General features: G+C 68.7%; 20 protein-coding genes. 15 read left to right on the forward strand and 5 right to left on the reverse strand.

What is annotated here, in order from left to right; all coding sequences use genetic code 11:
• The 5 genes from NUV94_06885 to NUV94_06905 all read left to right on the forward strand — a co-directional run.
• Positions 1–299: hypothetical protein (locus NUV94_06885; GenBank protein MCR4392472.1), on the forward strand; the 299-nt coding region annotated here is incomplete at its 5' end.
• 176 nt (positions 300–475) lie between these two features.
• Positions 476–2,596 (forward strand): VIT and VWA domain-containing protein, encoded by a 2,121-nt coding sequence (locus NUV94_06890; GenBank protein MCR4392473.1) that lies wholly within the window; start codon positions 476–478, stop codon positions 2,594–2,596.
• A 363-nt stretch (positions 2,597–2,959) separates the two neighbouring features.
• The gene (locus tag NUV94_06895; GenBank protein ID MCR4392474.1) at positions 2,960–3,286 is read left to right on the forward strand and encodes a hypothetical protein; all 327 of its coding nucleotides are present in this window, start codon (positions 2,960–2,962) and stop codon (positions 3,284–3,286) included.
• Between the two features lie 208 nt (positions 3,287–3,494).
• A complete protein-coding gene (locus NUV94_06900; protein ID MCR4392475.1) occupies positions 3,495–4,481 on the forward strand; it encodes a sugar kinase in 987 nt (328 codons plus the stop codon).
• Positions 4,482–4,524: 43 nt separating this feature from the next.
• Positions 4,525–5,409, forward strand: coding sequence for an ROK family protein (locus NUV94_06905; protein MCR4392476.1), 885 nt, complete (start codon positions 4,525–4,527; stop codon positions 5,407–5,409).
• 52 nt (positions 5,410–5,461) lie between these two features.
• Here the strand turns inward: NUV94_06905 and NUV94_06910 are convergent, their stop codons facing one another.
• Together NUV94_06910 and trmB are read right to left on the reverse strand one after the other, a co-directional pair.
• The gene (locus NUV94_06910) at positions 5,462–6,277 is read right to left on the reverse strand and encodes a hypothetical protein (GenBank protein MCR4392477.1); all 816 of its coding nucleotides are present in this window, start codon (positions 6,275–6,277) and stop codon (positions 5,462–5,464) included.
• A complete protein-coding gene (gene trmB / locus NUV94_06915) occupies positions 6,274–7,212 on the reverse strand; it encodes a tRNA (guanosine(46)-N7)-methyltransferase TrmB (protein ID MCR4392478.1) in 939 nt (312 codons plus the stop codon). Before trmB ends, NUV94_06910 begins: the two co-directional genes overlap by 4 nt.
• 137 nt (positions 7,213–7,349) lie before the next feature.
• On the opposite strand from trmB, the gene NUV94_06920 reads away from it, so the two are divergent.
• The 4 genes from NUV94_06920 to NUV94_06935 all read left to right on the forward strand — a co-directional run bounded on the left by NUV94_06920 (position 7,350) and on the right by NUV94_06935 (position 9,115).
• Positions 7,350–7,682 (forward strand): methyltransferase domain-containing protein, encoded by a 333-nt coding sequence (locus NUV94_06920; protein MCR4392479.1) that lies wholly within the window; start codon positions 7,350–7,352, stop codon positions 7,680–7,682.
• Positions 7,683–7,791: 109 nt separating this feature from the next.
• Positions 7,792–8,058 carry a hypothetical protein gene (locus NUV94_06925; protein MCR4392480.1) on the forward strand — a complete coding sequence of 89 codons (267 nt, stop codon included), beginning with the start codon at positions 7,792–7,794 and terminating at the stop codon, positions 8,056–8,058.
• Positions 8,059–8,133: 75 nt separating this feature from the next.
• Complete coding sequence (locus NUV94_06930; GenBank protein ID MCR4392481.1) at positions 8,134–8,832, forward strand: hypothetical protein; 699 nt, start codon at positions 8,134–8,136, stop codon at positions 8,830–8,832.
• 4 nt (positions 8,833–8,836) lie between these two features.
• A complete protein-coding gene (locus tag NUV94_06935) occupies positions 8,837–9,115 on the forward strand; it encodes a hypothetical protein (GenBank protein MCR4392482.1) in 279 nt (92 codons plus the stop codon).
• 192 nt (positions 9,116–9,307) lie between these two features.
• Here NUV94_06935 and NUV94_06940 read toward each other — a convergent pair whose 3' ends face one another.
• From NUV94_06940 to NUV94_06950, 3 genes are read right to left on the reverse strand one after another with little or no spacing between them, the layout of a single operon-like run.
• Positions 9,308–11,638: a molybdopterin-dependent oxidoreductase gene (locus NUV94_06940; protein ID MCR4392483.1), complete on the reverse strand. Its 2,331-nt coding sequence runs from the start codon at positions 11,636–11,638 to the stop codon at positions 9,308–9,310.
• Entirely contained in the window at positions 11,629–12,102 is a 474-nt protein-coding gene (locus tag NUV94_06945; protein MCR4392484.1) for a (2Fe-2S)-binding protein, read from the reverse strand. Before NUV94_06945 ends, NUV94_06940 begins: the two co-directional genes overlap by 10 nt.
• Positions 12,099–12,956 carry an FAD binding domain-containing protein gene (locus NUV94_06950; protein MCR4392485.1) on the reverse strand — a complete coding sequence of 286 codons (858 nt, stop codon included), beginning with the start codon at positions 12,954–12,956 and terminating at the stop codon, positions 12,099–12,101. The genes NUV94_06945 and NUV94_06950 overlap by 4 nt, the downstream gene beginning before the upstream one ends.
• 78 nt (positions 12,957–13,034) lie before the next feature.
• On the opposite strand from NUV94_06950, the gene NUV94_06955 reads away from it, so the two are divergent.
• From NUV94_06955 to ygfK, 6 genes are all read left to right on the forward strand, one after another.
• Entirely contained in the window at positions 13,035–14,603 is a 1,569-nt protein-coding gene (locus NUV94_06955) for an ABC transporter ATP-binding protein (protein MCR4392486.1), read from the forward strand.
• Positions 14,600–15,715: an ABC transporter permease gene (locus NUV94_06960; GenBank protein ID MCR4392487.1), complete on the forward strand. Its 1,116-nt coding sequence runs from the start codon at positions 14,600–14,602 to the stop codon at positions 15,713–15,715. Before NUV94_06955 ends, NUV94_06960 begins: the two co-directional genes overlap by 4 nt.
• Entirely contained in the window at positions 15,682–16,611 is a 930-nt protein-coding gene (locus tag NUV94_06965; GenBank protein MCR4392488.1) for an ABC transporter permease, read from the forward strand. Before NUV94_06960 ends, NUV94_06965 begins: the two co-directional genes overlap by 34 nt.
• Positions 16,612–16,710: 99 nt before the next feature.
• Positions 16,711–17,832, forward strand: coding sequence for a BMP family ABC transporter substrate-binding protein (locus NUV94_06970; protein ID MCR4392489.1), 1,122 nt, complete (start codon positions 16,711–16,713; stop codon positions 17,830–17,832).
• A gap of 99 nt (positions 17,833–17,931) precedes the next feature.
• Positions 17,932–19,251, forward strand: coding sequence for a putative aminohydrolase SsnA (gene ssnA, locus NUV94_06975; GenBank protein MCR4392490.1), 1,320 nt, complete (start codon positions 17,932–17,934; stop codon positions 19,249–19,251).
• A 170-nt stretch (positions 19,252–19,421) separates the two neighbouring features.
• A complete protein-coding gene (gene ygfK / locus NUV94_06980) occupies positions 19,422–22,703 on the forward strand; it encodes a putative selenate reductase subunit YgfK (protein ID MCR4392491.1) in 3,282 nt (1,093 codons plus the stop codon).
• The last annotated feature ends 54 nt before the right edge of the window (positions 22,704–22,757 follow it).

Genomic DNA, 22,757 nt, shown 5'->3' on the forward strand with positions numbered 1-22,757 from the left:
TCCTCTTCTCAGCCTCGGTGCGCGTGTGGCCCGCGCCGGTATCCAGCGTGCCCGTTCAGGCCGTCGCAGGAGCCGATGCACTATGGACGGTGACGCTCGCAGGCCGAGGCATCGGGCCTGGCAGGTTCCACTCCCCGCCGGGTTTCACCGACGCCTCCGCCGCCCCGAGGTGCGGGACCCTCCTGGACTACGTGGTGGGCAAGGTGCGGGCCGCGGTCACCTCGGTCGCGGGGGCGGACTACGTCTGGACGGTGGACCTGGAGGGCACGGGCTGGAGCCCGGCGAGTTCCTCCTCTTGACCGTGACGGGGGCGAGCCCAGCGGCCTCCGCTACGTGCGCTGACCTGGTGCGGGCTGTGTTTCCGTGGGCGGTCTGCGAGTGAGCTCCGGGATCCTCAAGCCCTCCGCTCGCCGTGGGCGGAACCAACGTGGTGGGGACGGTGTATATCTCGTGCACCATTAAGGAGGTGAGCGGCATGCGCAAGTCGCTCGTGGCAGCCCTCGTGGTGGGAGCGGTGGTGGCGTGGCTTGTCCCATCCCTCGCCGATGGGATCATCATCCCGTGGCCAAGGCCCGATATCCCCGGGCATCCGCTGCGGTGGCTCACCATCGTCTACCACCGCGTCACGGTGACGATCCAGGACGGGATCGCCACCACCAAGGTGGACCAAGCGTTCCGGAACGATGCCCAGTTCGCGATCGAGGGGACGTACGTTTTCCCGATGCCCCCCAGCGCGGTCATCCAGAAGTTCACCCTGTGGGTGGGGGGCGAACCCGTGGTGGGCGAGGTGCTCCCGGCCAACAAGGCCCGGGAGATCTACCTCTCCTACCTGCGCGATAGCCGCGACCCGGCGTTGCTCGAGTACATCGGCCGCGGCGCCTTCCAAGCCCGGATCTTCCCCATCGCCCCCGGCGAGACGCGGAGGATCGCGCTCGAGTACGTGGAGCTCCTCTCCCCGGAGGCGGGGCTCTTCCGGTACCGCTATCCCCTGTCCCCGGAGCGGTTCTCCGCCAAGCCCCTCGAGGAGGCCCGGATCGAGGTGAATCTCACCGCGAGCCACCCCTTGGGGAGCGTGTACTCCCCCACCCACACCATCGCCGTGACCCGCGACAACCCTTCCTCCGCCCAAGCCGTCTACCTCGAGCGAGATGTCCTCCCCGACCGGGACTTCACCCTCTACTACGGCTACGGCAGCGAGGCCGTTGGCGCGGACCTCGTGGTTTATAGGCCCGATTCTGAGCCAGGCTGGTTCCTGCTCCTCGTGACCCCGCCCGCCGTTCGCGACCTCGCCCCTCTTCCCAAAGACCTCGTGCTCGTGATCGACCGCTCCGGGTCCATGGAAGGGGAGAAGATGAACCAGGCCAAGGCGGCGGCGGCGTTCATCCTCGAACGCCTGGGGCCGGGCGACCGGTTCGGGGTGATCGCGTTCGACGACGAGATCATCTCGGTCACGCCAGGTCTGGTCCCGGCAACCACGGAAGAGGTGGCGAAGGCGGCCCAGGCGGTGCGCGCCCTTTCTGCCCGGGGGATGACGAACATCCACGACGCCCTGACCACGGCCATGAACTGGTTCGCCCCGGCCGACCGGCCCCAGTACGTGCTGTTCCTCACCGATGGCCTGCCCACCACTGGGATCACGGACACCGCGGGCATCGTCAAGGGCGTGACCTCGGCCAACCGGGCGCGGGCCCGCCTGTTCGCGTTCGGCGTAGGCTACGACGTAAACGCCCATCTCCTCGACCTCCTCGCGGAGGACAACCGCGGCACCACAACCTACGTTGCTCCTGGCGAAAACTTGGAGCGAGCCCTATCGAACTTCTACACGAAGATCGCCGAGCCGGCCCTCGCCGACCTCAGACTCACGGTAAACGGGGTGAGCAGCTCGGAGATCTACCCCGATCAGCTCCCTGACCTCTTCTACGGGTCCCAGCTCGCCGTGTTCGGGCGGTATGTGGGGAGCGGGCCGACGACGATTGTTCTCACCGGGAAGCGCGGAGCCGAGGACGTCACGTTCACGTACACCCAGAACTTCCCCGAGCGCGCCACCGAGGCGAGTTTTCTCCCCAGGCTCTGGGCGGCGCGGAAGATCGGGCACCTCCTCAACATCATCCGCCTCGAAGGGGAGACGAAGGCTCTCGTGGACCAGATCGTGGCCCTGGCCACGAAGTACGGGATCGCTACCCCCTACACCTCATTCCTGGTGCGGGAGGAGGAGCGGGCTGTCGTCGCCCCGCCCAGTGCCCACATGATGATGTCGGCGGGAGCGCCGGCAGTCGGTGCGGCCAAGGCAATCCAGGTCCTGACCCAAGCCGACGTGGTGCAGAAGGCCGATTTCGTGCGCGAGGTGGATGGCCGGATGTTCCTGTTCTTGGACGAGATCTGGCGGGAGAGCACCTACGAGAAAGGGACCCCCACGGTGGACGTCGTCTACCTGAGCGAGGCCTACTTCCATCTCGTGGACAACTTCCCGGACCTGGCCCCGATCCTCGCCTTGGGCGACAAGGTCGTGTTCCAGGTTGGAAAAACCTGGGTCCGGATCGGCGAAAGCGGTCTTGATGAGCTCACCCCGGAGGTGCTCGCCGAGCTGCGCGGCTGATCGAGAGAGCCCAGTCAGCGCTGGGGGCGCGCCTCCGCGGCGCGCCCCTCGCTTTCCCCGAGTACCCCTAATCGACGATTGGGCCGAGCTTCGCTGCCCTTGGTACAGCCGAACTCGGGAGGAGGAGTCATGACGAAGGGAAACGCCCTCATGATCGTGGTCGGGGTGGCCTTTGCAGCAGGGGAGTGCCGCGGGGGCATCAGACCCCCAGATCGGCAAGACCGAAACCCTTGGGAAGGAGAACGGAAAGCGCCACCGTCTCCCATCCCCCCCTCCGTCGGCGAGGATCACCTTCAGGCTACGGTGTCCAGTACCGGAATACTGTTGACACTTTAGCCCTCCTTGGCCAGCCCATGGGAGCGGGTGAAGGAGGCGTTGGCGCACGTTGGCCACGGGACAGAGGGGCTGATCGTGCACCACGACGAGGACGCGGCGTACACGAGCAACGACTGGCTGCAGGCGCCCCTGATCCGGGACCGGCCGCGGGTGTCCTACGCCGAACGGGGTGCCAAGGACAACCCGTGGATCGGGTCCTTCTGGGGCCACTTCAAGGTGGAGAACGGGTCCCTCCTCTCCGAGGCGGCGACGCTGGAGGAGCTCCCAGTGGGTGATCGAACGGCAGATGAGGTACTACAACACGCAGCGCAGGCACTCCGGGGTTGGCTACATGCCGCCTGTGGAGTACCTTAGAGAGCAGGGGAACCACGCGCGGGCGTTAGTCGAAACCGGCCCTCCAAGTGGTTCCGTTTCAGGGGCGCAGGTCCAGCGGCTTGGGGCCCGAAGGATACGGGGCTTTGCAGAAGTCTGCATGGGAAGCTACCATGCGGCTCAGACACAGTAAACGGGGCACTATGGGAGCAGGTTAGGGAAAATTGGTGAAAGAAAGGAGGGCCTGGAAATGCGGTATCACCTGGTGACGTTTGGGGAGACGATGATTCGGCTTTCGCCGCCCAGCTTCCGGCGGCTGGAGCAGACGAACATCCTTGAGGTGAACGTGGGGGGCGCTGAGCTCAATGTGGCCGTGACCGCCCAACGGCTCGGGCTCACGACCGCCTACATCACCCGCCTCACGCAAAACGCGCTTGGGCGGATGATCGCGAACAAGGCCCGCGAGCACGGGGTGGACACGTCCCACATCGTGTGGACCGACGAGGACCGGGTGGGCCTGTACTTCGTGGAGTTCGGGGCCAGCCCCCGCGCCAGTTCCGTCCTCTACGATCGCCGCGATTCGGCGATGGCCCGCATCCGCCCCGGGGAAGTGAACTGGGACAGGGTGTTCCAAGATGCGCGGGCGTTCCACACGTCCGGGATCACCCCCGCCCTCTCCCCCTCCGCCGCCGAGGCCACGAAGGAAGCGGTGCGGAAGGCCAAGGAAGCCGGCCTCCTCGTGTCGGTCGACCTCAACTACCGGGCCCGCCTGTGGCGGGAGGAGGAGGCGCGGTGGGTGATGACGGACCTCGTCCGTCAGGCAGACGTCCTCATCACCACCGAGGAGGACACGGAACGGGTATTCGGGATCAAAGAGGAGTCCTACGAGAAGGTGGCGGAACGCCTGAGCCGCGAGTTCGACCTCGCCGCGGTGGCGATCACCATACGGGAGACGCCGTCGGTGTGGCGGAACACGTGGACGGCCATCGCCTATGCCGAAGGGAAGCTTATCCGGGGGCCCGTCTACGACATCGAGATCGTGGACCGGGTGGGGGCGGGCGATGCGTTCGCCGGTGGGTTCCTGTTCGGGTACCTGACCGACGGCCCGGAGGCCGGGGTGCGGTACGGGGTGGCGGCCTCCACGCTTAAGCAGACGAATCCCGGGGACCTCCTGTGGGCGAGCCAGGAGGAAGTCGAACGGCTTCTTAAGGGCGGCGGCCTGCGCATCGTGCGCTAGTTCCGTGACCATCCCCACGGCCGACGGGTATCATCTCCTTCTCATGGAAGGGACCGTTGGGGTGGATATTGGGGGTACGCGGACCCGGGTGGGGGCGGTGGCCAGGGGGAGGATCCTCGCCCGCCGGGCGTTCCCCACCCAGGGAATTGCGGAGGTCAAGGACGCGATCCGCGCGGTGATGGCGGAAGTGAGGTGGGCCCGGCCGAGGGCGATTGGGGTGGGAGCCCCCGCCCCCATGGACATGCGGGCCGGCAAGATCCTGGGGTGCCCGAACCTCCCTCACTGGAACGGGGTGGAGGTGACGCGGGAGCTCGGGGATGCGTTTGCCTGCCCCGTCTACCTCGCCAACGACGCCACCTCCGCCGCCATCGGCGAGCTCGTGTTCGGCCACCGCGCCCGCGATTTCGTGTACATCACGTGGTCCACGGGGATCGGCGGCGGGGTCGTGTCGGGAGGGCGGGTGGCCTGGGGGGCCACCGGACAGGCTGGCGAGGTGGGGCATATGGTGCTCGATCCCGACGGCCCCCCGTGCCGGTGCGGAAAGCGTGGGTGCCTGGAGGCGATCGCCGCGGGGGTAGGGATCGCCCGGGCCGCTCGGGAGAGGCTCGGGGAGAGGCTCTCCGCTCGGGAGGTGGTGGACCGGGCCCGCCGCGGGGACGGCCGGGCCTTGGCCATCGTGGATGAGGCCTGCCGGGCGATGGGCCAGGGGATCGCCATCCTGTGGGAGGTGCTGGAACCCGAGTTGATCGTGCTCGGCGGGGGGCTGACCGGGTCGTGGGACTTCCTCGGCCCCAAGGTCCTGGCTGCCGCCGCGGCCATGGCCCGGGGGATCCTGCGGGTGGAGCTCACCCCGCTTGGGGACGACGTGGGCCTCCTCGGCGCCGCCGCCCTCCTCGATCACTTCCCCGAGGAGTGGCGTTCCGGTTAGCAGCCTGTACGGCTATCGCCATCCATGGGAGCCCCAGGTTTTTCCCTGGACGTTACTCTCCCAGCACCAGCTTGACCTCCACCGTGGTCTTTCCCCAGCCCGCTTTGGAGAAGGTCGCGGTGACCGAGGCCCGCCAATCCCCCGCGCTGGCAGCAACGCTGACGCTCCCGGACCACTTCCCCGGGGCGCGCACCGTCAGCCGGCCCTGAATGCGCAGGGATTCCTCGCCCACGCCCACGGTTACCGTCTGCAAGGCGAGCGGGAACAGGGACAGGTAGCTCATGGCGGACAGGATCCCATCCTCGCAGCCCAGCTCCAAGCTCGCCGCGGTGGAGGAAATGGCCACGGTGGCCCAGCTCGTGCCGCTCAGGCCGAACTGGAGCTCGCCCCGAGGGAGGTCACCCGGCCAAGTGGCACTGAGGTTCGCTTCGAACCAGAAGGGAACGCGATCGATCCGGGCGGAGGCCCAGGCGGCGGCGGTGGGAAACCGCACGCCGAGCACATCGATCCAGGCCATCTTCGTCCCGGCCAGGCCGGAGAGTGTTCCGAACTCGGCATCGGTTGTTCCCTTCCAGCCGGCGGTGACCGCCAGATCCAACCGGCCGGTGGTGAGGAGGATCGTCTCGGCGTTCAGGGACCATCCGTCCCATGTGGAGCCGGCACCCAGCGCAATCCGACGGAGGCGCAACGGGAGGAGACCCATCTCCGCTCGCCCGGACAGGGTCACCCCCCCAACCTCGCTGGACAGGACGAGCCATCCGATCCCGGTGGACACGCTTTCGCCGGTTTCGAGTCGTGTACCGACCTCTCCGGCTAACGCCAGCCCTGCTCCGACGGCAAGCGCTGCCAGGAGCCATTTCCCGTTCATCTCCCCTCCAGGGCGGCGGCCACCGCGGCCACCGACCGCTTCACCGCCGGGGTGCGAAACGGGACCGTGGCCCCGTCCAGCTTCACCATCGCCCCTTCCCTTTCGTTCACCACCGCGAGGAAGTAGTGCTGCTGGAAGTCATCATCGGTGGCGAACGCCCGAAGGAGCGCGGTTTTCCCGTCCGGGGCGAAGAACGCCTCCTTGACCGCAAACGCCCCTCCCGGCCAGGCCTCCCTGAGGCCCACCGCCCGCGCCACCGTTTCCGGCGTAACCGGTACCGCGATCCGCACGTGGGGCATCGTTCCCTCCGCGATCCGCTGTATAGCTCCTTTGACCCTTCGCTCGGCCACCACCTGCCAGATGGCCCGGCCCTGGCCGCGCCACTTGCGTTCATACCGGGTCCCCGGGCCCTCTTCCACCAAGGGCTGAGGGCCCGTCACCCGGAATGGGTTTGCCTCGGCCAAGCACGCCGCGGCGTCCTCGGCATACCATAGCACGTCGGTGGTCAGGATGAATAGCCCATCCGGGGCGAGGACGGCGGCCAGGGTCTGCCCGAACCCAGGCCCCACCAGCCGTCGTTCGGCATGGCGGGCCTTGGGCCAGGGACAGGGGAAGTGCACGTATACCCGGGCCACGCTTTCGTCGGGAAAAAGCTCCCGCAGGGCGAACTGGCCGTCCACCAGCGCCAGGCGGACGTTCCTTGCGCCCCATTGGGCCAACTTCCGCCCCGCCTTGGTGATGCAGGTGAGGCTTGTTTCGAACCCGACCCAGTTCCAACCAGGATGCTCCCGGGCGGCCCAGGAGAGGAACTCCCCGCTGCCGAACCCGATCTCCACCGCGAGCGGGGCCGAGCGGCCGAACACGGCGTCCCAATCGGCGGGGAGCGCCTCCCATCGTTCCGGCCGGACGAGGTACCGCTTGAGCTCGGAGCCCATACCCCGAGCTTACCCAACTCCGGCTGCGTGGAGGGCAAGCGGGCTCCCATGGCTGGGTTGAATGGGCGTGTTCCGATAGGACAACGCACGGGCGGCCCCAAGCGCACAGGTTGGGCCGTACCGAAAAGAGGAGGACCATGGCCAAGGATTGGGTCAAGGATCTGTTCATCGAGCACGCGGAGCTGTTCCAGGTGTTCCTGGAGGAACGGTTCGCCCAGGCTGAGGAGGAGGTGCGGGGGCTCGCCCACCTGTTTGCAGCGCATGGGGTCGAGCCCGGGGCTACGGTGCTCGACCTTAACTGTGGGATCGGTCGCCACAGCATCCATCTCGCCAAGGTCGGGTACAGGGTGGTTGGGGTGGACCTCTCCCCCCGCTACGTCGCCCGCGCCGTGGAGCTCGCCGCGGAGCACGGCGTTCAGGACCGGACGGAGTTCCTCGTCCTCGACGCCCGGGAGGTGGGCGGGGGTTGAGCGGACGGCGGTTCGACGTGGTGATCAATATGTTCACCTCGTTCGGCTACTACGACGAGGCCACCGACGAGGCGATCCTCCGGCAGTGCCTCGGGCTGGCGACCTCCTGGTGATCGAGGAGCGGAAGCTCAACCTCGAGACTTCGCGGATGGAGAACGTGTGGACGTTCTTCGAGCGACGGGGGAACAAATACGCGTTCAAGGCCGAGTTCTCCCTGAACCTCCGCATGTACGGCTTACACGAGCTGATCGAGCTCTTTGCCCGGGCCGGGTGGCGTTACCGCGCGGCGTACGGAAGCTGGGAGCTCAAGGAGCCCGCGATCGACGCGTCGCGTCTCATCTTCGTGGCCCAGAACGCTGGCCAGGAGCGTGTGTGAGGATCAGGCCATGCCCAGCCTCTTCTGTCACACCGGAGAGGGTGCGGGGGATCCTGATGGAAAGGAGGTCCCGCTATGCTCAAGGAGGAGCCGTTGGGTTATGCCAGCCCAAGCTTCTACTTCCGGTGCCGGGGCGAGGCCAACACCGAGAAGGTCCTGGAGCTGGCGCGGGAGCGGGCGCTTGCCCTGGGGATCGAGAAGATGGTCGTGGCCTCGGAGACCGGTCGCAGCGCCCTTGCGGCCCTGGCGGCGGTGAAGGACATCGGCATCAAGCTGATCGTGGTCACCCACTGGCCGGCCACCACCTGGGGCCCCAAAGGGGACATCCCCATCGGCCTTGGTCGACCCGAATACGCACATGTGAAACGGTTCCTGGAGGAGCACGGGGCGGCGGTGGTGCAAGGCACGCGGCCGCTTGCCGGGATCGACCGGGCCCTGGGGTGGGCGGCCCCGGTCCCGACCACCTGGGTGGACAAGACGCTTGAGCTGTTCGGCCCGGGGACGAAGATCGCGGTCGAGGCGGCGGTGATGGCCACCGATGCCGGGGCCGTGGCTGCGGGGGAAGAGGTGGTCTCCCTGGGCGGCACGTTCAAGGGGCTGGACACCGCGTTGGTGGTGCGGGCGAGCCACAGCGGTGACCTGTTTGCGCGGTTTGCGGTGCTCGAGCTTGTGGCCAAGCCGCGTGATCCGGGAAGGCACCTTCCGGAGTACGAGGACGCGGGGTGGAAGGGCGACCTCGACCCGTACTACCATCCGCCCAAGCCCGATGGGTAAGGGCATGGCCTACCCGGGGGGTTGTGCTTTCCACGGGCGCGCTGAGCGTTTCCTCAATGTGTTTCAGACGGCCCAGATCCTCCGGCATGGGGATGTGGCGTTCACGGTGGGGATGGCCGTGCTGGACCTGGCGCCAGCGGTCCTCACCCCCCAGGGGCGGTTTGCGGTGGGCCTGTCCGATGGGGTGGAGTTCGGGGTCCAGGCCGGGGGGATGGTCAACCCCGGCACCGGATGGGTGGAGCGTGATCAGCGGATGGGGGCTTCAGGCCTCCCTCTACCTTGACAGCAACCTGTGGTTCCTCCCCCTGTACGTGGCGTACCGGCCGATCCTCCCCTTGGGGGGCCGAGGAGTTTGCGCCCTTCCACCAGTTGGCAGGAGGCCTGCACCTGGCCATTTCCGACAAGGCCCGGCTTCTCCTCGAGGCGACTTCCTCGGGGGGCTTTGGAGCCCCGGGCTCGCCCTGGAAGTCCGGTTTTAACCGGTCCTGCTGCGCAGGGCGGCCAGGACCCGCTCCGGGGTGAACGGGGCCCGGGTGAGGCGGATCCCCACCGCGTCGTAGATGGCGTTGGAGATGGCCGGCAAGGGCCCGTTGATCCCGACCTCGGCGATGGACTTGGCCCCAAACGGTCCGGTGGGCTCCTCCGAGGGCACCAGGATCGCCTCCACCTCGGGCACGTCCAGGGCCGAGGGGATCTTGTAGTCGAAGAGGCTTGGGTTTACGCACCGGCCGCGCCCGGAGAAGAGCATCTCCTCATAGAGGGCATGGCCGATCCCCTGCACCACCGCCCCCTCGAGCTGCCCCTCGGCGAGCTTGGGGTGAATGGGGACACCGCAGTCGGCCACGGCCACGAACCGCTCCACCCGCACGAGCCCGGTCTCCGTGTCCACCGCCACTTCCGTGAAGAACGCGGCGAACGGGGGCGGGGATTCCGGACAGACGCAGGAAGCGGTAGCCGCGATCTGGTGCTGGTCCACCACGTACGTCGCGCGGTGCCCGACGTCGGCCAAGGTCACCGCCCGCCCACTGCGCACGCTGCGCACGGCCCCTTGGGAGAGCTCCAGGTCCTCCGGAGCTTCCTCCAGCGCCGATGCAGCCACGTCCAGGATCTGGCGCCGCACCTCCTCCGCCGCCTTGAGGACCGCGAGCCCCGACACGTAGGTCGTGCTGGAGGCGTACGCCCCCACGTCGAACGGGGTGAAGTCGGTGTCCGAGGAGTGGACGAGGACCTTGTCCACTGTGACGCCCAGCGCCTCGGCGGCGATCTGGGCGAGCACGGTGTCGGAGCCGGTGCCGAGGTCGGTGGCCCCGACGAGGAGGCGGAACGAGCCGTCCTCGTTCATCACGATCGTCGCCGCGCCCATGTCGATCCCGGTGATCCCCGACCCCTGCATCGCGCAGGCCATCCCCACCCCGTAGGCCCACGGACCCTCGCGGCGTCGGCGGCCGCGGTTCCTCTTCCACGCGATGCGCTCGGCCCCGATCCGGAGGCACTCGGGAAGGGCGCACGACCGCACGATCTGGGCCTTCCCTTCCCTCCCCTCCCCGATCTTCTCGAAGATGGGAGAAGTCTCCCCGGCCCGGATGTGGTTCCTCTGGCGCAGCTCCAGGGGGTCCAGACCGAGCTTCTCGGCCAGGATGTCCATCGCCACCTCCAGGGCGAAGTAGCCCTGGGTGGCCCCGTACCCGCGGTACGCCCCGGCCACAGGGAGGTTGGTGTACACCGCCTTTCCATGGAACCGGAGGTGGCGGGCCTTGTTGTAGAGGGGCAGGGTCTTGGAGCCGACGTTGGAGAGCACGGTCAGGGAATGGGTCCCGTAGGCGCCGGTGTTGGACAGGGCTTCCATGTCGATGGCGCGAAGGGTCCCGTCCCGGTCAGCTCCCAGCTTCACCGTGACCCGCATCGGATGCCGGGTGCGGGAGGCGACGAACTCCTCCTCCCGGGTATAGGCGATCCGCACCGGCCGCCCGGTGCGCAGGGCAAGGGCCCCGGCCACCGGCTCGAGGATGATCTCCTGCTTGGCCCCGAACCCCCCGCCGATCCGGGGTTTCACCACCCGGATCCTGGACATCGGGACCGCGAGCACCCGGGCCACGATCCGCCGCACATGGAACGGAACCTGGGTCGAGGTACGGATGACGAGACGGCCGTCCTCGTCGAAGTAGGCGATCACGCAGTGGGGCTCGATCGGGGTGTGCTGGGAGTAGGGGATCTCGCAGGTCGCCTCCCCCGTCACCGGGGACTCGGCCAGGGCCCGGTCCACGTCCCCCACCGGGATGTCCACCGCGGCGGCGATGTTGTGCTGGGCGTCGTAGATCCCCTCGGCATCGGGCTCGTCGTGGATGACCGGGGCCCCGGGGGCGAGGGCTTCGTCCACCGATAGGACCGCCGGCAGGACCTTGTACTCGACCTGGATCTTCCGCAGGGCCTCGTCGGCCGCCTCCTCGGAGGCCGCCGCCACCGCCGCCACCCGGTCCCCCACGTACCGGACCTTCCGATCGAACAGGACCGTGTCGTAAGGGGAGGGCTCCGGCCACCCCTGGCCGGCGGTGGTGTGGGGGATCCGCGGGACGTTCCCATAGTGGAGGATGCACGCCACCCCAGGCACGGCCTCCGCCGCGGAGGTGTCGATGGCCTCGATCACGGCGTGGGCGTGGGGGGAATGGAGGATCTTCCCCACCAAAGCCCCCGGCACGTCCATGTCCAGCGTGAACACGGGCTTCCCGCACACCAGGGCTGGCCCATCCACCTTGTGCACGCTGCGGCCCACCACGTCCCTGGCCTTCGCCGCCACGCTCACCGCCATCGCCCCTCCCGTTTCCACTCCGCCGCGAGCATCACCGCGTCCACGATCTTCCGGTACCCGGTGCACCGACATAGGTTCCCCACGATGGCCGTCCGGACCTCCTCCGGGGTGGGATCCGGGTTGCGGGAGAGGAGATCGTAAGCGACGAGGATCATCCCCGGGGTACAGAACCCGCACTGGACCGCCCCGGCATCGAGGAACGCCTCCTGAAGGGGATGGGGATCGTTCACCGTGCCCAGACCCTCCAAGGTGATGATGCGCTTCCCCTGGGCCCGGGCGGCGAAGGCGATGCACGACCGCACCGCCCGTCCGTCCACGAGCACCGTGCACGCCCCGCAATCCCCGGTGCCACACCCCTCCTTCACCGACTTCATCCCCAGCCTCCGGAGGAGATGGAGCAGGGATTCCCCCGGCTCGACCTCCGGGTACTGGGGAACCCCGTTCAACTCAAAGTAGATCTTCATCGCGCGGCCCTCTCCGCGGCCCGGACCAGGGCGCGACGCACGAGGACCCCAGCCACGCTCCGGCGCCAGGCGGCGCTCGCGCGGCGGTCGTCCCCCACCTCGGCCCGGCGCTCCACCTCCTCCTGGACCTGGCGCCACAGGGTGTCGGAGGGGGCCTCCCCCTGGAGGGCCTCCTCGAGCCAGGTGAGGCGTTGCCCCCGGGCCGGCGTCGCCCCCACCGCCACCCGTGCCCACGCGATCTTTTCGTCCTGAATCCCTACCCCGCACGCGGCGTTGAGGAGGGCGATGTCCCCGGCGGAGCGGGCAAGCTTCTCGAACGCGAACGCCCCATCCCAGGGGGGAAAGGCGATCTCGGTCAACACCGCCCGGCGCAACACGGCCCGGAACGGCCGGCGGTAGAGCTCCTCTACCAGGGCGTGCTCCTCCCGCTCGCCCTCCCAGCACGCCTCGGCCCCCAGGGCGACGAGGGCGGTGGGGATGTCCGCCCACGGATGGGCGGAAACCACGGCCCCGCCCAAGGTGGCCATGTTCCGCAGCGGGGGAACCGCCACCCGACGCAGCACCTCGACCAGGGTACCGTGCAGGTACCGCCGCGCCGCCGGGTGTTCCAGGATCTCGGTGAGGGTGGTCGTGGTCCCGATGCGCAGCCGTCCGTCCTCCTCCCGGACGTAGGAAAGGCCGATCCCCATGATGTCGATCAGCCCCTCGAGGTCGGTGCGGGCGGAGCGGCCGAGGTCCACCCCCCCGGCGAGGAGCGCTCCCCGGCCGTCGTAGGCGTCGAGGAGGGACAGCGCTTCCTCTACGTCCCGGGCCCAATGGAAACGACGGACCCCCGTCAGGCGCACATCGGTCACCCAATGGAGTATAGCGCCGGGGCTACTTGTAAGGCAACTTGACCGTTTCGGTGGTCCAACGGTATACTGGCCCTCGCCATGGGTGGGTGTGCTGGAGAGGGTGTCCCAGGGCGAGGCCGTTCACCGCCCGTACCTACCGTTCTGCTCCAGGACATCACCAAGACCTTCCCCGGGGTGCTGGCCAACGACCGGGTGACGTTGGAGCTCCGCGCGGGCGAGGTCCATGCCCTCCTCGGGGAGAACGGGGCCGGCAAGACCACGCTCATGAACATCCTCTACGGCCTCTACCGGCCGGACTCAGGCGAGATCCTCATCCGCGGCGTTCCCACCCAGATCCATTCTCCGCGCGATGCCATCGCCCACGGGATCGGCATGGTCCACCAGCACTTCAAGCTCGTCTTCCCCCACACCGTGGCCGAGAACGTCGCCCTCGGCCTCAAGGGGACCCCGTTCTGGGCCCCGATCCGGGTCGTGGAGCGAAAACTGCGGGAACTGTCCGAACGTTATGGGCTCCCCGTGGACCCCGGAAGCCGGGTGTGGGAGCTTAGCGCCGGGGAGCAGCAGCGGGTGGAGATCCTCAAGGCCCTGTATCGGGGGGCGGAGATCCTCATCCTGGACGAGCCGACGAGCGTCCTCACCCCGCAGGAGGTGACCGAGCTCTTCAAAGTCCTCCTGCGGATGAAGGCCGAAGGGCACGTGGTGGTGTTCATCACGCACAAGCTCGGGGAGGTCATGGAGGTGGCGGACCGGGTGACGGTGATGCGCCGGGGGCGGGCGGTGGGGACGGTTACGGTGGCGAATACCGACAAGGCCGAGCTGGCGCGGATGATGGTCGGCCGCGAGGTCGTGTTCCGGCTTTCCAAGGGGAAGTGCATGCCCGGGGAGGAGGCGCTCCTCGTCCAGGGCCTGTGGGCGAGGAACGACCGGGGGCTCCACGCGGTGCGGGGTGTGTCGCTCCGGGTGTGCCGGGGGGAGATCTTGGGGATCGCCGGCGTGGCCGGGAACGGCCAACGGGAGCTGGTGGAGACGATCACCGGCCTCCGGCGGGCGGAGCGGGGTCGGGTGGTGGTCCTGGGCCGGGACCTCACCAACCGTTCGGCGCGGGCGGTGGCCGACGTCGGGATGGCCCACATCCCCGAGGAGCGATTGCGGATGGGGATCGTGCCGGGGATGGCGGTGGAGGACAACCTGATCCTCAAGCGGCATCACCGGCCGCCGTTCTCATGGGGGCCGTTCCTCCGGTTGCGCGAGGTGCGGCGGTTCGCCCAGGAGTCCATCGGAAGGTACGGCATCATGACCCCCGCGGCGCGCGCCCCGGCCAAGCTCCTCTCGGGGGGGAACATCCAGAAGCTGATCCTGGCCCGGGAGCTTTCCGGGGAGCCTGGGCTGATCGTGGCCGCCCACCCTACCTACGGCCTCGACGTGGGGGCCACGGAACAGGTGCGCCGCTACCTCCTCGGGGGGCGGGAGAAGGGGGTGGGGGTGCTCCTCGTGTCCGAGGACCTGGAGGAGATCGTGGAGCTTTCGGACCGGATCGCGGTCATGTTCCGGGGGGAGATCATGGGCGTGGTTCCGGCGGCGGAGGCGGACCTCGAGGAGATCGGGCTGATGATGGCCGGCGAGCGCCGGCTGGCACCGCAGCCATGAGGCGAGTCGGGCCCCTTCTCGTGGAACGCCGGATCACCCCGCCCCGCTCGGCGGTGATCGGGGTGTCGGCCTTGGCGGTGGTGATCGCCCTCCTGGTGGCGGCGATCATCTTCTGGGGGTACGGGGTCAGCCCGTGGCAGGCCTACGCCGCCATCGCCCGGGGCACGGTGGGTAGCCGGGACGGGATCAACGAGATCCTGCGCCGGTCGCTTCCCCTCATCCTGTGCGGGGTCGGGTTGACCCTGGCGTTCCGCGCCCAGTTCTGGAACATCGGCGCCGAGGGGCAGCTCCTCGCCGGGGCGGTGGCGGCGACCGGGGTCGCCCTGTTCGCCCCGATCCCTGGGCGGTGGCTGCTGCCCACCATGTTCGCGGCCGGGTTCCTTGCCGGGGGGATATGGGGGATCGTGCCCGCCCTCCTGCGGGCCAAGCTCCGCGTCAACGAAGTGATCTCCACCCTGATGATGAACTACATCATGATCTACATCGTGGAGTGGCTGATCCACGGGCCGTGGAAAGGGGCCACCATGCGGGGATTTGCGTACTCCGACTTCTTTCCCGCCGCCGCGCGCCTCCCGTGGATCCCGGGGAGCCGCGTCCACTGGCCAACGCTGGTGATCGGCGTGGCCGCGGCAGTGGCGGTGGCGCTGATCCTGGCGCGGACGCGCCTCGGATACGAGATCCGGGTGGTGGGCCAGAGCACCGACGCCGCCCGGTATGCGGGCATTGACCTCCTGCGGGTGATCGCGTGGGTGATGTTCCTGTCCGGGGGCCTGGCGGCGCTGGCTGGGGTAGGGGAGGTGGCCGGGGTCCACTTCCGCCTGCGCAGCCCGACCCACATCTCCATGGGCTACGGGTACACCGCGATCATCGTCGCGTGGCTGGCTCGGGGGAGCCCCTTGGCCGCGGTGTTCACCGCGCTCCTCTTCGGCCTCATCTTCGCGGCCGGGGACGTGATCAAGGTGGCCCTCATGATGCCGTTCCAGATCACGGGCGTGTTCAACGGGCTCATCCTGTTTTTCTTGATCGGAAGTGAAATGCTGATGTACTGGCGGGTGCGGCTCGCCCCGAAGGGGGAACGGTGGACTGGCAGAGCTGGCTCATCGGAACGGTAAGCCGGGCGCTGGCGTTTGGGACGCCCCTCCTGTGGGGAACGCTTGGGGAGATCTACACCGAGCGGGCCGGGGTGGTAAACCTCGGCGTGGAGGGGATGATGATCCTCGGGGCGTTCTCCGCGTTCGCCGTGGCCCAGACCACCGGCCATCCCGGGCTGGGGGTGCTGATCGCGGCGGTGGTGGGCGGTGCGGCGGCCATCCTCCACGCGTTCCTCACCGTGACCCTGCGCGCCAACCAGTACGTGTCCGGGCTGGCCCTGAGCCTGTTTGGCCTTGGGCTGGCCGGCCTCCTCGGCCGGGGGTGGGAGGGGATCCCGCTTCGCCAGCCCCTCCCCAACGTGACCATCCCCGGGCTTTCCGGGATCCCCGTGCTCGGGCCGATGCTGTTCCAGGGGCAGAGCGTGCTTACCTATGCCGGGCTCTTCTTGGCCGTGGTGTTGTGGGTTCTCCTCTACCGCACCCGGTGGGGGATCAGCGTGCGGTCGGTGGGGGAGTCACCGTCCACCGCGGACGCACTGGGGGTCAACGTGTTCCTGGTGCGCTACCTGTGTGTAGGCTTCGGTGGGCTCCTCGCCGGGGTGGCCGGGGGGTTTCTCTCGGTGGCGTACCGGCCGGCGTGGACGGAGGGGATGACCGCAGGGATGGGCTGGATCGTGATCGCCCTCACCATCTTCGCCGCCTGGGATCCCCTTCAGGCGGTGTGGGGGGCGTTCTTGTTCGGGGGCCTCTACCACCTCTCGTTCCGGCTGCAGGAGTTCGTGGCCCCCGAGCTCCTCAAGCTCATGCCCTACGCGTTCGCTATACTGGTGTTGGCCCTTACTGGGGTCGGTAAGGCTCGCCGGCGGTGGGGTGCCCCCGGCGCGTTGGGGTTGCCCTACACCCGCGGCGAGCGGTAAGGGGGTGAGAGCAGGCGGCAGATGGTTCGGGGTGCAATCGGTGATCCATTCTCGCAAGGAGGTGTGCGCATGAGGCTAGTGCGGCTGGTGGCGGCGGTGATGGTGGCGACGGTGCTCCTGGGCTCGGTGGGCCTTGCCCAGGCGAAGCTCAAGGTGGGGTTCATCTACGTGGGCCCCATCGGCGACTACGGGTGGAGCCACGCCCACAACCTGGGGCGCCTGATCGTCGAGCGGGAACTTGGGGTGGAGACGGTGTACGTGGAGTCCGTGCCCGAAGGGGAGGTGGAGACGTACATCGACCAGCTGGTCCGTCAGGGGTGCAACGTCATTTTCACCACCAGCTTCGGGTTTATGGACGGGACGCTGGCGGCGGCCGAACGGTATCCGAACGTGATCTTTGCCCACTGCTCTGGGTTCAAGCGGGCCCCGAACCTGGCCACGTACATGGCCGACTTCTACCAGGTGTACTACCTGAACGGCCTCATGGCCGGGGCCCTCACCAAGACCGGCAAGGTCGGGTACGTGGGGGCGTTCCCGATCCCTGAGGTGAAGCGGCACATCAACGCGTTCACGATCGGGGTGCGCGAGGTGAACCCGAGCGCCACGGTGCACGTGCGCTGGATCTACGAGTGGTTCAACCCGGCCGCGGCCAAGGAGGCCACCGAGGCGTTGATCGCCGAGGGGTGCGATGTGTTCGCGTTCACCGAGGACTCCCCGACCGTGGTCCAGGTGGCGGCGGAGAAGGGGCTCCCGTCCTTCGGCCACTATTCCCCGATGTACGACTTCGCCCCGAACCACGTGGTGTCCGGGCAGATCGTGCACTGGGAGAAGATCTACCTCGACTTCCTCGGCAAGGTGAGGGCCGGGGCGTACACGGCGGAGAACCTGGCCACCGTGGACTACTGGTGGCTCCTCTCCCAAGGCGCGGTGGAGGTAGGGGCAAAGCCGGGGATGCTCATCAGCCCGAGGTTCGAGGACGCGCTCAAGGCGGTGGCGGTGACCGACCCGCTCCTGGGGAAGATCTCCGTGTACGACCTGGTGATCGCTCGACTCGAGCAGATGGGCGATCCGGGGGTCACGTACGATCCGTTCCAGGGCCCGGTGTACGACCGCAAGGGCGAGCTGCGGGTCCCGGAGGGGATGTGGCTCTCCTACGACGCCCTGATCACCATGGAGTGGGCGGTGGAGGGCGTGGTCGGCCCGTGGCCGGGGGAACCGTAGACCCCCACGACAAGGGGGGCCGCCATCGCGCGGCCCCCCTGCCCACCCCAGAAGTGGTGCGGCTTCTTGGGGACCGGGCTGAACCCGTAAACTACGGACATGGCGTTGATCATTGAGCGGGCGAGGATCGCGGACTTCTTCGGGACCTTCCACGAGTCGGGGTACGTGCTGATCGACGGCGGGCGGATCGAGGCGGTGGGCCCGGACCCGGCCCCGGACGCCCCCGGGGCCCAGCGGATCGACGCCGGAGGCCGCCTCCTCACCCCCGGGCTCGTCAATGCCCACGCCCATCTGTACTCGTCCCTGGCCCGGGGGATGCCCCTCCCCGGGTTTGCCCCGAAGGGCTTCCGCCAGATCCTCGAGCAGCTCTGGTGGCGGGTGGACCGGGCCCTCGACCTGGACGGGGTGTACCACTCGGCCCTGGTCGGAGCGCTCCAGCACCTCAAGGCCGGGGTCACGGCGTTCTTCGACCATCACGCTTCCCCGACAGCGATCGCTGGGTCGCTCTCCCAGATCCGGCGGGCGGTGGCGGAGGTGGGCCTGCGCGCGGACCTCTGCTACGAGGTCACCGACCGCGGGGGGCCGGCGGAGCGGGACGCCGGGATCGCCGAGAACGTGCGGTTCGCCCAAGAAGAAGCCGGGGGCGGCCGGTTCGCCGCCCACATGGGCCTTCACGCCTCGTTCACCCTGTCCGACGAGACGCTCGCCAAGGTGGTTTCCGCTGCCGAGCCGCAGAAGCTCCCGTTCCACCTCCACCTCGCCGAGGGGAAAGAGGACCCGGTGGACGCCCTCCAAAAGTACGGGATGCGCACCGCGGAGCGGCTGGACCAGTTCGGGATCTTCACCCCGAGGACCATCCTCGCCCACGGGATCCAGCTCGCCCAGGCCGAGCTCGACCTCCTCGCCGGGCGGCCGGCGAACGTGATCCACAACCCCCGGTCGAACATGAACAACGCCGTGGGCGCGGCCCAGGTGACGGCGATGCTCGCCCGCGGGATCAAGGTGGGGATCGGTACGGACGGGTTCGGATGCGACATGGTCGGCGAGCTCCTCACCGCCCGCCTCCTCGCCCACCACGCAAGCGGCGATCCCACCGCGCTCGGGGACTCGGCCCTGCTTTCCTTGCTCCGTCACAACTATGCCCTTGCGGAAGCGTCGTTTGGCGTGCCCATGGGGCGGCTGAGCGCCGGGTGCGCGGCCGACCTCGTGGTGTGGAACTACGAGCCGCCAACCCCGCTTGTGCCGGAGAACCTCCTTGCGCACCTCCTGTTCGCCTCCGTCTCCGAGGGGCTCCGGCCCCGGGTGGTGATCGTGGCCGGGGAGATGCGGTTCGCGGAGGGCAAGGTCCAGGGCGTGGACGAACGGGCGGCCCTCGCCCGGGCCCGCGAGGTCGCCCAGAAGCTGTGGGCCAAGTTGTAGGACCGGACGTGGGACAACGAGGCCCGGCCAACGTCGGGGACAAGCCCCGACGCTACAGTGGGTGGAATGAAGGGGATTGGGGTGGTGATCCCAACGTATACGTGTAGCGTCGCACTTCATCTGCGGCGTCCCGCGTTGGAGCGTGCCTGCGACGCCATGGGAGATAGGCGATGCCGGACAAGATGAGGGTGCAGCCGTTCGACGTCCTCCTCGATTGGATGCTCGGGGAGCTTGAGCACAGCGGCTCCATCTTCGGCATCCACCGGTCTCTTTTCTACGTGCCCCGGAAGGACGCCCCGTACGCGAGCGAGGTGTTCGGCCACCGCCTCGGGACCCCCATCGGCCCCGCGGCCGGGCCCCACACCCAAGCATCCCAGAACATCGTCTCGGCCTGGCTCTGCGGGGCCCGGTTCATCGAGCTCAAGACGGTCCAAGTTTTGGACGAGCTTGCGATCCCCCGGCCGTGCATCGACATGGAAGACGAGGGGTACAACGTGGAGTGGTCCCAGGAGCTCAAGCTCGAGGAGTCCGCCCGCGAGTACATCCACGCCTGGGCCCTGATCCACGTCCTGCGCTCACGCCTCGGGTTCGATGACGTGCCGCTCGGCACAATCTTCAACATGAGCGTCGGCTACAACCTCGCGGGGATCCAGAGCCCGCCCATGACCCGGTTTATGGATCGGCTGCAGGACGCGTCCGGGGGGATCGCGGAGATCCAGGACACCTTGCGCCGGCGGTTCCCCCAGTTCGCCGACGTCGAGATCCCCTCCCGGATCACGGACAACGTCACCCTGTCCACCATGCACGGGTGCCCCTCGGACGAGATCGAGCGGATCGCGCGTTTCCTCCTCGAAGAGCGCGGGTTGCACACGTTCGTCAAGCTCAACCCGACCCTGTTGGGCAAGGACGAGGTGATGCGCATCCTCCACGACCGCCTCGGCTACCGCGAGATCGACATCCCCGACCGGGTGTTCGCGCACGACCTGGAGTACCCCCGGGCGGTGGCGTTGATCAGGACCCTTCAGAAGGTAGCTTCCGCGCGTGGACTCTCGTTCGGCGTGAAGCTCAGCAACACCCTGGCCATGGCCAACCACAAGGGGGTTCTCCCCGGGGACGAGATGTACATGTCCGGCCGCGCCCTCTATCCCATCACCATGAACCTGTTCCGGAAGCTGGTCCAGGACTTCGACGGGGATCTCGCCGTGTCCTACTCCGCCGGCGCCGACGCCCACAACCTCACGACGATCCTCGCCTGCGGGGCCCGGCCCGTCACCGCCGTCTCCGACATCCTCAAGCCCGGCGGCTACGCCCGGTTCCTGCAGTGGCTCGAGGTCCTCGAAGCGGAGATGCGCGCCCGGGGCGTGGGGAGCCTGGACGAACTTGCCAAAGATAGGCTTGCCAACCTGGACCGGGCCGCCGCCGATGCGCTTACGAACCCGCGCTACAAGAAGGGCTACTTCCCGTATGGGCTCCCCAAGGTCGAATCGGGGCTGGATCTGTTCGACTGCATCGCCGCCCCGTGCGTGGAGAAGTGCGCCGTCCGCCAGGACGTGCCCGAGTACGCGTGGTGGGTTGCCCACGGGGAGTACGACCGGGCCCTCGCGGTCATCCTCGGTCGGAATCCCTTGCCCGCCGTGACCGGGCACGTGTGCACGAACGCTTGCCAGACCCGCTGCACCCGGAACAACTACGAGGAGCCGGTGGCGATCCGCGCCCTGAAGCGGTTCGCCGTGGAGAAAGGACAGTCGCAACTCACACGTCACAAGTCGCCACAGACGAAAGGAAGGGTGGCGATCGTGGGGAGCGGGCCGTCCGGCCTCGCCGCCGCCTACTTCCTGGCGCTGAGCGGGGTCCAGGTCACGATCTTCGAGGCGCAGGACATCCCGGGAGGGATGCTCGCCCTCGCCCCCCAGTTTCGGCTCCCGCGGGAGGTCGTGGCGGCGGACATCGAGCGGATCAAAGGACTGGGGGTGGAGATCAGGCTCTCCACCCCCGTCACCCGCTCCCCGGAGGCGCTCCTTGCGGACGGCTTCGACGCGGTCTACGTGGCGTGCGGGTTCCAGCGGGACGCGCGCCTCGGGATCGAGGGCGAGGACGGCGGGGGCGTGTTCGGTGCCCTCGACTTCCTGCGCCGGCTGAGCCGGGGAGAACGACCGGACCTGGGGTCGAGGGTGCTCGTCATCGGTGGCGGCAACACCGCGATGGACGCGGCCCGGGCCGCCCGGCGCCTCACCGGGCGGCCGGTGACGGTGGTCTACCGGCGGACCCGGGCCGAGATGCCGGCCGAAAAGGAAGAGGTGGAGGGGCTCCTGGCTGAAGGCAACGCCCTCCTGGAGCTCGTCAGCCCGGAGCGGATCGTCCTCAAGGACGGACGGGTGGCGGCACTCGAGTGCGTGCGCAACGCGCTGGGTGAGCCCGACGCCGACGGGCGCCGGCGGCCGGTGCCGATCGCGGGAAGCGCGTTCCAGATCGAGGCCGATGCCATCATCGTCGCCGTCGGCCAGCGCCCGGACCTCGCCTTCCTCGCCGGGAGCGGGATCTCCCTGCGTGGGGACGGGAGGATCGCCGTCGACCCCGACACCGGGCGGGCGGCGGAGCACGTGTACGCCGGTGGGGATGCGGTCCGGGGACCGGCGACCATCGTCGAGGCCTGCGCCGACGGGCGCCGGGCGGCAGAGGCGATCTCGCGGGAGCTCGGCATCGCGTTCCGGACGTGGCCGGCTCGGCCGGTGGCCCTTTCGGAGGCGGACATCCTGGAGGTCAAACGGGCCCGCGCCCGCAAGGAGCTCCAGCACCGGCCGGCGCTGCTTTCGGTGGAGGAGCGCGAGGGCTTCGATCTCGTGGAGCAGACGCTGGCCGAGGACGAGGCCCGTCGAGAGGCGGTCCGGTGCCTTCAGTGCTCCGCCTTCTGCGACAAGTGCGTGGAGGTTTGCCCGAACCGGGCCAACCTCACCTACATCGTGGCACCCGGGAGCTGGGCCGTGCCCCGCTTGAGCTGCCAGAAGGGCAAGCTGGTCGTGGCCGGGACGGAGCCGTTCCGCATCGAACAGTCCCGGCAGATCGTCCACGTGGACGACTTCTGCAACGCGTGCGGCAACTGCGCCACGTTCTGCGTGCACCACGGGAAGCCTTACCTAGATAAGCCGCGGCTGTTCCTCTCGGAGCGCGACTTCGAGCAAGAATCGGACAACGCCTTCCACATCGAGGGGAACACGATCCGGCGGCGGGAAGGCGGCGAGGAAGCGCGCCTGGAGGTCAAGGACGGCGTGCTGGTCTTTGCGGACGCGCACGTCCGGGTGCGGTTCACCCCCGATTTCGGGATCGAGGGGATGGCGTTGAAGACGGGGTTCCCCGGGACGCGCTCCCTGAGGCCGGCGGCGGAGATGGCGGTCCTGCTCCGGGGCGTTCGGGATTCGCTCCCGTTCTTGCTCGGCACCGGCAAGCGCGGCTGATCCACCCGGCGAACATGGCCTGACCGGAAGCCTGAGGGTGTTATGGCCATCCCC

Source organism: Candidatus Acetothermia bacterium (assembly GCA_024653305.1).
Lineage (GTDB): Bacteria > Bipolaricaulota > Bipolaricaulia > Bipolaricaulales > Bipolaricaulaceae > JACIWI01.

Coding starts and splice junctions, on each gene's coding strand:
- NUV94_06890 (MCR4392473.1), top strand. CDS start 476: ATGCGCAAGTCGCTCGTGGCAGCCCTCGTGGTGGGAGCGGTGGTGGCG.
- NUV94_06900 (MCR4392475.1), top strand. CDS start 3,495: ATGCGGTATCACCTGGTGACGTTTGGGGAGACGATGATTCGGCTTTCG.
- NUV94_06905 (MCR4392476.1), top strand. CDS start 4,525: ATGGAAGGGACCGTTGGGGTGGATATTGGGGGTACGCGGACCCGGGTG.
- NUV94_06910 (MCR4392477.1), bottom strand. CDS start 6,277: ATGAACGGGAAATGGCTCCTGGCAGCGCTTGCCGTCGGAGCAGGGCTG.
- trmB (MCR4392478.1), bottom strand. CDS start 7,212: ATGGGCTCCGAGCTCAAGCGGTACCTCGTCCGGCCGGAACGATGGGAG.
- NUV94_06920 (MCR4392479.1), top strand. CDS start 7,350: ATGGCCAAGGATTGGGTCAAGGATCTGTTCATCGAGCACGCGGAGCTG.
- NUV94_06930 (MCR4392481.1), top strand. CDS start 8,134: ATGCTCAAGGAGGAGCCGTTGGGTTATGCCAGCCCAAGCTTCTACTTC.
- NUV94_06935 (MCR4392482.1), top strand. CDS start 8,837: ATGGCCTACCCGGGGGGTTGTGCTTTCCACGGGCGCGCTGAGCGTTTC.
- NUV94_06940 (MCR4392483.1), bottom strand. CDS start 11,638: ATGGCGGTGAGCGTGGCGGCGAAGGCCAGGGACGTGGTGGGCCGCAGC.
- NUV94_06945 (MCR4392484.1), bottom strand. CDS start 12,102: ATGAAGATCTACTTTGAGTTGAACGGGGTTCCCCAGTACCCGGAGGTC.
- NUV94_06955 (MCR4392486.1), top strand. CDS start 13,035: ATGGGTGGGTGTGCTGGAGAGGGTGTCCCAGGGCGAGGCCGTTCACCG.
- NUV94_06960 (MCR4392487.1), top strand. CDS start 14,600: ATGAGGCGAGTCGGGCCCCTTCTCGTGGAACGCCGGATCACCCCGCCC.
- NUV94_06970 (MCR4392489.1), top strand. CDS start 16,711: ATGGTGGCGACGGTGCTCCTGGGCTCGGTGGGCCTTGCCCAGGCGAAG.
- ssnA (MCR4392490.1), top strand. CDS start 17,932: ATGGCGTTGATCATTGAGCGGGCGAGGATCGCGGACTTCTTCGGGACC.
- ygfK (MCR4392491.1), top strand. CDS start 19,422: ATGCCGGACAAGATGAGGGTGCAGCCGTTCGACGTCCTCCTCGATTGG.